Source organism: Burkholderia sp. E168m23, from assembly GCF_016586125.1.
In the GTDB taxonomy this organism is placed as follows: Bacteria; Pseudomonadota; Gammaproteobacteria; order Burkholderiales; family Burkholderiaceae; genus Burkholderia; species Burkholderia orbicola.
On record NZ_BCPP01000232.1, the window covers coordinates 1 to 7,977 of the forward strand.

At 67.4% G+C, this 7,977-nt stretch carries 9 protein-coding genes; all 9 read left to right on the top strand.

Translation table 11 applies throughout. The features are described from left to right. Positions 1-787 (top strand): FAD-dependent oxidoreductase (locus JMF90_RS14220; RefSeq protein WP_201325180.1); only part of this gene is annotated, 787 nt, incomplete at its 5' end. Further along, positions 784-1,599 carry an aspartate/glutamate racemase family protein gene (locus JMF90_RS14225; protein ID WP_011695033.1) on the top strand — a complete coding sequence of 272 codons (816 nt, stop codon included), beginning with the start codon at positions 784-786 and terminating at the stop codon, positions 1,597-1,599. The genes JMF90_RS14220 and JMF90_RS14225, both read left to right, overlap by 4 nt. Before the next feature lie 90 nt (positions 1,600-1,689). After that, positions 1,690-2,391 (top strand): GntR family transcriptional regulator, encoded by a 702-nt coding sequence (locus JMF90_RS14230; RefSeq protein WP_011549803.1) that lies wholly within the window; start codon positions 1,690-1,692, stop codon positions 2,389-2,391. A 154-nt stretch (positions 2,392-2,545) separates the two neighbouring features. Continuing rightward, positions 2,546-3,430, top strand: a complete 885-nt coding sequence (locus JMF90_RS14235; protein WP_011549802.1) for a glycosyltransferase family 2 protein — start codon at positions 2,546-2,548, stop codon at positions 3,428-3,430. A gap of 78 nt (positions 3,431-3,508) precedes the next feature. Beyond that, on the top strand, positions 3,509-4,444 hold the full coding sequence (locus tag JMF90_RS14240) for a dihydrodipicolinate synthase family protein (protein ID WP_011549801.1): 936 nt from the start codon (positions 3,509-3,511) through the stop codon (positions 4,442-4,444). 104 nt (positions 4,445-4,548) lie between these two features. Continuing rightward, positions 4,549-5,727, top strand: a complete 1,179-nt coding sequence (gene rhmD, locus JMF90_RS14245; RefSeq protein WP_011549800.1) for an L-rhamnonate dehydratase — start codon at positions 4,549-4,551, stop codon at positions 5,725-5,727. Positions 5,728-5,823: 96 nt separating this feature from the next. Beyond that, a complete protein-coding gene (locus JMF90_RS14250; RefSeq protein WP_011549799.1) occupies positions 5,824-6,612 on the top strand; it encodes an SDR family NAD(P)-dependent oxidoreductase in 789 nt (262 codons plus the stop codon). A gap of 17 nt (positions 6,613-6,629) precedes the next feature. After that, entirely contained in the window at positions 6,630-6,944 is a 315-nt protein-coding gene (gene rhaM / locus JMF90_RS14255; protein ID WP_011549798.1) for an L-rhamnose mutarotase, read from the top strand. 86 nt (positions 6,945-7,030) lie between these two features. Beyond that, the gene (locus JMF90_RS14260; protein ID WP_011549797.1) at positions 7,031-7,927 is read left to right on the top strand and encodes an amidohydrolase; all 897 of its coding nucleotides are present in this window, start codon (positions 7,031-7,033) and stop codon (positions 7,925-7,927) included. The last annotated feature ends 50 nt before the right edge of the window (positions 7,928-7,977 follow it).

Consider the following 7,977-nt stretch of genomic DNA (forward strand, 5'->3'; position numbering starts at 1 on the left):
CATGCGGATCCTGACCGACAACGGCCTGCCGCTCGATATCCTGGATGCGCGGGCCACCGTCGAACGCGAGCCGGCGCTGCGCCACGCGGCGGCCGGGATCGCGGGTGCGATCCATTGCCCGAGCGACGAGAGCGGCGACGCGCATCTGTTCACGCGCGCGCTCGCCGAGCGCTGCCGTGCGCTCGGCGTCGAATTTCGCTTCGGCACGTCGATCGACGGCGTGCGCGCGAGCGCCGACGCGATCGACTACGTCGAGACGTCGCAGGGCCGCGTGAGCGGCGATCGTTACGTGCTCGCGCTCGGCGCGTATTCGCCGGGCGTCGCGCGCGCGCTCGGCTACCGGTTGCCGATCTATCCGGTCAAGGGGTACTCGGTCACGCTGCCGATCGGCGATACGCACGAGCCGCCGGCGCTCGGCGGCGTCGAGGAGAACCAGCTCGTCGCCTGGGCGCGCTTCGGCGACCGGCTGCGGCTGACCGCGACCGCCGAGTTCAGCGGCTACGACACCACGCATTCGCCGGGCGATTTCGCGCACATGCTCGCGACCGCGCAGGCACTGTTCCCGAACGGCGCCGACTACGCGAAGCCGTCGTACTGGGCCGGGCTGCGGCCGATGACGCCGGAGGGCACGCCGATCATCGGCGCATCCCGGCACCGCAACCTGTTTTTCAACACCGGCCACGGCCATATGGGCTGGACCATGTCGTGCGGCACCGCGAAGATCGTGGCGGATCTGATTCACGGCAAGCGGCCCGACATCGACATCACCGGGATGACCCTGCAATGAGCGAACTTCTCTCTACCCCCCAGACGTCCGATCCGGGTGTCGGCGCCGGCCCGGCGCGCGATGCGTACGCCCGCTTCGATTTCTCGCTCGACGCCGGCATCGCGCGGCGCGCGGCGATCGGCCTCGTCGTGCTGGCGACCGATCATACGATCGAATACGAGTGGCGACGTCTGCTCGCCATCGATGGCGTCGCGTTCTACGAAAGCCGGATCGCGAATTCGGCCGAGATCACGGCCGAAACGCTCGCGCGGATGGACGGCGGCATCTGCGCGGCGGTCGAGTTGATCCGGCCGGGCGAGCGCCTCGACGTCGTGGCGTTCGGCTGCACGTCGGCGTCGATGGTGCTCGGCGAGGAACGCGTCTTCGAGCGCATTCGCGAGGCGCGGCCCGGCGTCGCGTGCACCACGCCGATTACCGCGGCACGCGTCGCGCTGACGGCGCTCGGCGCGCGCGGCGTCGCACTGCTGACGCCATACGAGCGCGCGATCAACGATGCGATGGCCGCGTACCTGCGTGCACGCGGCGTCGATATCGTGCGGGTGGGCTCGTTCGAGCACCGCGACGACAACGAGGTCGCCCGGATCGAGCGCTCGTCGATCGAGCACGCGGTGCTGACGCTCGCCGCCGATCCGGCCGTCGATGCGGTATTCGTGTCGTGCACGAGCCTGCGCATCGTCGATGCGCTGGCCGACATCGAGGCGCGGGCGGGCAAACCCGTGCTGTCGAGCAATCACGCGCTCGCATGGCACGCGCTGCGGCTCGCGGGCATCGACGATCCCGTGCCGGGCTTCGGCAGCCTGCTGATGCGCTGACCCATGGCTCGTACAGGTAAAAAGACGCGCGCGGGCAAATTGCCGATGGATAATGACGCGCGGTGACAACAGGTGGAACCAGGAGACGAGATGTCGACTTCCGTTATGGCTGGCCGGGAGACCGCGGCGCCCACGCGCACGGGCCTCACGGTCAACGAGATTTACGAGCAGTTGAAACAGATGGCCGTGCTGTACGAGATCCGGCCGGGCGAACGGTTCAACGAGCTGGAGCTTGCCGAGCGCTTCAACGTGAGTCGTACGCCGATTCGCGAGGCGCTGAACCGGCTCGTTGCCGAAAATTTGCTGGTGTTCGTGCCGAACCGCGGTTTCTTCATTCGGGAACTGGAGGGGAAGGATGTGTTCGATCTGTTCGAATTGCGTCGCTCGATCGAGACGACCGCGGTGATGCTCGCGTGCGAGCGTGCGTCGGACAACGACATCAAGGCGCTGCGTCGCTTCTGGAAGCAGGTGATGAAGAATGCCGCGCGAATGTCGTCGGCCGAGCTGGTTGTCAAGGATGAGCAGTTTCACCTGGAGCTCGCCGCGTTGTCGGGCAATGCCGAGATCGGCCGGGTGCTGCAAGGGATCAATGCGCGGATTCACTACGTGCGCTGGGTCGACGTCGATCAGCGACGCAACGAGGCGTTTACCGAGCATCTCGAGATTCTCGACGCGCTCGCCGAACGCGATGCGGCGCGCTGCACGACGCTGACCGACACGCATATCCGCTGGCGGATGGAAGAGATCACGCGCGTCGTCCAGGCGAGCGTCGTCAAGCTGTACGCAAAATAAGGAAAGACCGGCCGCGGCGCGTGCGACGTTCGCGTGCCGCACGCGAACGGGCAGGACCGGCCGGTCGACGAGACAAGCAGTCGTGCAAAGGAGGACGGGCCGCCCGGATCGACCGGCGCGGCGCATCGCTACTTGATCGTCACGAGGTGCCGTCATGCCACACGGTACGTTGGTCACGCTGTATAAACCCTCCGCCGCGCAGATCGAGCATTTGCTGACCTTGCCCGCGAAAAGCCCCGCCGTCGTCGCGGTCGACAATTCGCCCGCCGCCGATCCCGCGCTGTACGCACGGCTCGCCGCAGGCGGCGTCGACGTGATCCCGAATCACAATCGCGGCGGTATCGCCGGTGCGTTCAACGCCGGCGTCGAATTCCTGATCGGCCGCGGCTGCGACGTCTTCTTCATCTTCGACCAGGATTCACACGTTCCGGACGACTATTTCGATCGCATGCTGGCCGGCTGCGCGCGGGTGGGCGACAGCCGCTTCCTGGTCGGCCCGCGGATCTTCAACCGCAATTTTCAGCGCGACCTGCCGTTGTTCACGGTGCGCCGCTGGTCCGCGCAGATCACACCAATCCACGGCGGCGCGCACGGCCTGCTGTCGTGCTCGGTCATCATCTCGTCGGGCACCGCGATCTCGCTCGACGCGTATCGTGCGCTCGGCCGCTTCCGCGAGGACTTCTTCATCGACCACGTCGACGCGGAATACTGCATGCGCGCGCAGGCGCACGGCGTGCCGGTGTGCGTCAACGCCGACGTGTCGCTGCCCCACGAACTCGGCAGCCCGTCCGCGCAGCAGCACTGGCCGCGCGTCGAGATCTTCGATCAGAGCGCGCTGCGCCACTACTATGCGGCGCGCAACTGCATCCTCGTCGCGCGCGACTACTGGCGGCGCTATCCGGCGATGCTGCTAATCAATCTCATCACGCTCAAGCACGTCGCGTTCGTGTTGCTGCATGCGCGTAACAAGCGCCTGAAGCTGAAGGCGATCTATTGCGGCGTGACGGACGGGCTGCGAGGGCGGTACGGGCGCGTGTGACGCGTGATTTATCGCGGTATCGGCGCATGACGAACGCGCCATACAATTCGGATCACTGATTATAAGAGAGGGTTCCAGATGAGCTTGCCTACGCCGATTCACCGCCGCTATACAGGCGCGTTCTCCGTCGCGCCGACGATCTTCACCGAGTCGGGCGAGATCGACATGCCGGGCCAGAAGCGCTGTGTCGACTTCATCATCGACGCGGGAGCGGATGGCCTGTGCATCCTGGCGAACTACTCGGAGCAGTTTTCGTTGACCGACGACGAGCGCGAGCGGCTCATCGCGGCGATCCTCGAGCACGTAGCGGGGCGCGTGCCGGTGATCGTGACGACCACGCATTTCAGTCCGGCGATCTGCGCGGCGCGCAGCCGCGCCGCGCAGGCGGCCGGTGCGTCGATGGTGATGGTGATGCCGCCGTACCACGGCGCGACGATTCGTTGCGGCGAGGCTGCGATCGAGCAGTTCTATGCGGAGCTTTCCGACGCGATCGCGATTCCGATCATGTACCAGGATGCGCCGATGAGCGGCACGCAAGTATCGGCCGCGTTTCTGGCGCGCATCGCGCACACGATTCCGAATCTGCGCTATTTCAAGATCGAGGTGCCGCAATCGGCAGCGAAGCTGCGCGAGCTGATCGCGCTCGGCGGCGACGCGATCGAGGGGCCGTTCGACGGCGAGGAAGCGATCACGCTGCTCGCCGATCTCGATGCGGGCGCGACCGGCAGCATCCTCGGCGGCGGTTATCCGGACGGGCTGCGGCCGATTCTCGCCGCGTATCTCGCCGGGCGGCGCGACGAGGCGGTCGCCCAGTACGAGCAATGGCTGCCGTTGATCAATTACGAAAATCGTCAGGCCGGCCTGCTGGCGGCGAAGGCGCTGATGAAGGAGGGCGGCGTGATCGCATCGGACGCGCCGCGCCGTCCGCTCGCGCCGCTGCATCCGGCCACGCGCGCGGGCCTGATCGAGATCGCGCGACGGCTCGACGCGCGGGTGCTGCGCTGGGCACGCTGACGCGGCCGCCTCGCAGCACGACCTTGCGATTTCCGCCGCGGTCCGTGCGCACGACGCGTACGCGCGGCCGCCGTACTCGATGACCCAACCAAGGAACCCGAAGAATGAGCATGCCGACGATACGCGCGGTCCGCGCGCTGACGGTGCGTGGTGGCGGTGCCGACTACCACGATCAGGATGCCGGTCACTGGATCGACGACCACATCGCGACGCCGATGTCGCGCTACCCCGAATACCGGCAAAGCCGCCAGTCGTTCGGCATCAACGTGCTCGGCACGCTCGTGATCGAGGTCGAGGCCAGTGACGGCACGGTCGGTTTCGCCGTGACGACCGGCGGCGAGATCGGCGCGTTCATCGTCGAGCGGCATCTTGCGCGCTTCATCGAAGGGCAGCGCGTGACCGACATCGAGAAGATGTGGGATCAGATGTTCCACGCGACGCTGTACTACGGGCGCAAGGGTGTCGTGCTCAATGCGATCTCCGGCGTCGATCTCGCGCTGTGGGATCTGCTTGCCAAGGTTCGGCGGGAGCCCGTGCACCAGTTGCTCGGCGGCAAGGTGCGCGACGAGCTCGAGTTCTACGCGACCGGCGCCCGGCCCGATCTCGCGAAGGAGATGGGCTTCATCGGCGGCAAGCTGCCGTTGCATCACGGCCCGGCCGAGGGAGAGGCCGGCCTGCGCCGCAATCTCGACGCGCTTGCCGACATGCGTTCGCGTGTCGGCGCCGATTTCTGGCTGATGCTCGACTGCTGGATGAGCCTCGACGTGCCGTATGCGACGCGGCTCGCGCACGAAGCGCACGCGCTCGGCCTGAAATGGATCGAGGAATGCCTGCCGCCCGACGACTATTGGGGCTATGCGAAGCTGCGCCGCGACGTGCCGCGCGGCATGCTCGTCACGACCGGCGAGCACGAGGCGACCCGCTGGGGCTTCCGCATGCTGCTGGAGATGGAGTGCTGCGACATCATTCAGCCGGACGTGGGCTGGTGCGGCGGGCTCACCGAGCTGATGCGGATCTCGGCGCTCGCCGATGCGCGCGGCGTGCTGGTGATTCCGCACGGCTCGTCGGTTTACAGCTATCACTTCGTCACGACGCGCCACAACAGCCCGTTCGCCGAATTCCTGATGATGGCGCCGCAGGCGGATCGTGTCGTACCGATGTTCGATCCGCTGCTGCTCGACGAACCGGTGCCGGTCGGCGGGCGGATGAAGGTGCCCGACACCCCCGGGTTCGGCGTGCGTCTGAATCCGGACGTGCGCATGCAGCGCCCGTACGAACACTGAGCGCGCGGATGCGTGCATCCGCATCGTGATGCGGCCGGCTCGAACGGCGCGGCAGCCGCTGCGGCGCGCGCGATGGTCGAGGCAGAGGAGAGCGCAATGACGAAGTTGCTCGAAGACAGGATCGTCGTCGTGACGGGCGGATCGCGCGGGATCGGCCGTGCGATCGCGCTGGCGTGTGCGCGGCATGGCGCCGACATCGTCGTCAACTACTGGACGAACCCGCTGCTGCCCGCGCAGGCCGAGCACGAGATCGACGCGCTCGTCGACGCGATCCGCGCGACGGGGCGCGACGCGCTGGCCGTGCCGGGCGACGTCGCGCAGCCCGACACGGCGCGCGCGCTGGTCGCGGCCGCAGTCGAGCGATTCGGCCGGATCGACGTGCTGGCGAGCAATGCCGGAATCTGCCCGTTCCACGGCTTCCTGGACTTGCCGCCCGAGCTGCTGCAACGAACGATGGAAGTGAACCTGCACGGCGCGTTCTACATGACCCAGGCCGTCGCCCGGCAAATGGCCGCGCAAGGGCACGGCGGCGCGATCGTCGCGACCAGCTCGATCAGCGCGCTGGTCGGCGGCGGCATGCAGACGCACTACACGCCGACCAAGGCTGGCGTCCATGCGCTGATGCAGTCGTGCGCGGTCGCGCTCGCGCCGCACCGGATTCGCTGCAATTCGGTGCTGCCCGGCACGATCCGGACCGAAATCAACGACGACGATCTCGCCGCGCCCGGCAAGACCGAGTACTTCGAGCGCAGGATTCCGCTCGGTCGCCTCGGCGAGCCGGACGACGTCGCCGACTGCGTCGTATTTCTCGCGTCCGACATGGCGCGCTACGTGAACGGCGCCGCGCTGCTCGTCGACGGCGGCATGTACGTGAACCTTCAGTGAAACCGCGAGGCATGGCCATGGAAACGATCGCCTTCAGGATGCACCTGCACCCCGGCAAGCGGGACGAATACCGGCGCCGGCACGATGCGATCTGGCCGGAACTCGCCGACGCGCTTCGCGCGGCGGGTATCTCGGACTACTGGATCTTTCTCGACGACGACACCCATCACCTGTTCGCCGTGCTCAAACGGCCGGCCGATCACCGGATCGCGCAACTCGCCGAAACGGACGTGATGCGTCGCTGGTGGGCGTACATGGCCGACCTGATGGCGACCGGGCCGGACGGGCGCCCGGTCGAGAAAGCGCTGGAGCCGATGTTTCATCTGGAATGAGGCCGGCCGCTCAACGGGCGGCCACGTTCGACGTGTGCCGACCCGTGGCAGCGGATCATCGTGGCGCATCAACTCATGGAGCCCACATGCAGGTTGTCGATCCCCATGTCCATTTCTGGGACGCCGACGCGCTGAGCTACGGCTGGCTCGATCGCGCCCGACCGGCGTTCTCGGGTGCGGTGGCGGAATTGCCGCGCCGGTACCTGCCCGCGGACCTGCGCGCGGACGCCGGCGCGGATATCGACGTGCTGAAGGTCGTGCATGTCGAGGCAATCCACGATGCGTGGACGACGCCGAGCGAAGTCGACTGGCTGCAGGCGCTTGCCGATGCGCCGGCGAGCGACGGGATGCCGGACGGCATCGTCGCGGGCGTCGACCTGTTCGCGCCGGACGCACGCATCCGGCTCGCCGGCGCGGCGGCGCATCCGAACGTGCGCGGCATCCGGCAGGTGTTGAACCGGCATCCGGACCCTTGGTACAACTACGTCGACGTGGATTATCTGGCCGAGCCGCGCTGGCGAGAGAACTTCGGGATGCTGAGCGAGTTCGGTTTGTCGTTCGACCTGCAGCTGTACCCCGCCCAGGTCGGCGCCGCGCTCGCCGTCATCGACGCGCACCCCGACACGCCCGTGATCGTCAATCACACGGGCATGTTCGTCGACCGAAGCAGCGTGCACGGCTGGCGCGAATGGCGCGACGGACTGCGCGGGCTCGCGCGGCGGGCGAACGTGACGATGAAGCTGTCCGGGCTCGCGATGTTCGACCATCGCTGGACGGTCGAAAGTTTCCGCCCGTACGTGCTCGAGGCCATCGACGTGTTCGGCGTGGCGCGCTGCATGTTCGCGTCGAACTTCCCGGTCGATCGACTCCATGCCGGCTATCGGGCGCTCTGGCACGCTTACGCGGCGATCGTCGCGGGCGCCGGCGACGAGGAGCGCGAGGCGCTGTTCGTCCACAATGCGCTGCGAACGTACCGATTGTGAGCCGCGTGTCACCGTGGACGCCAACGGACGTGCACTCCGCGCGTCGCCGG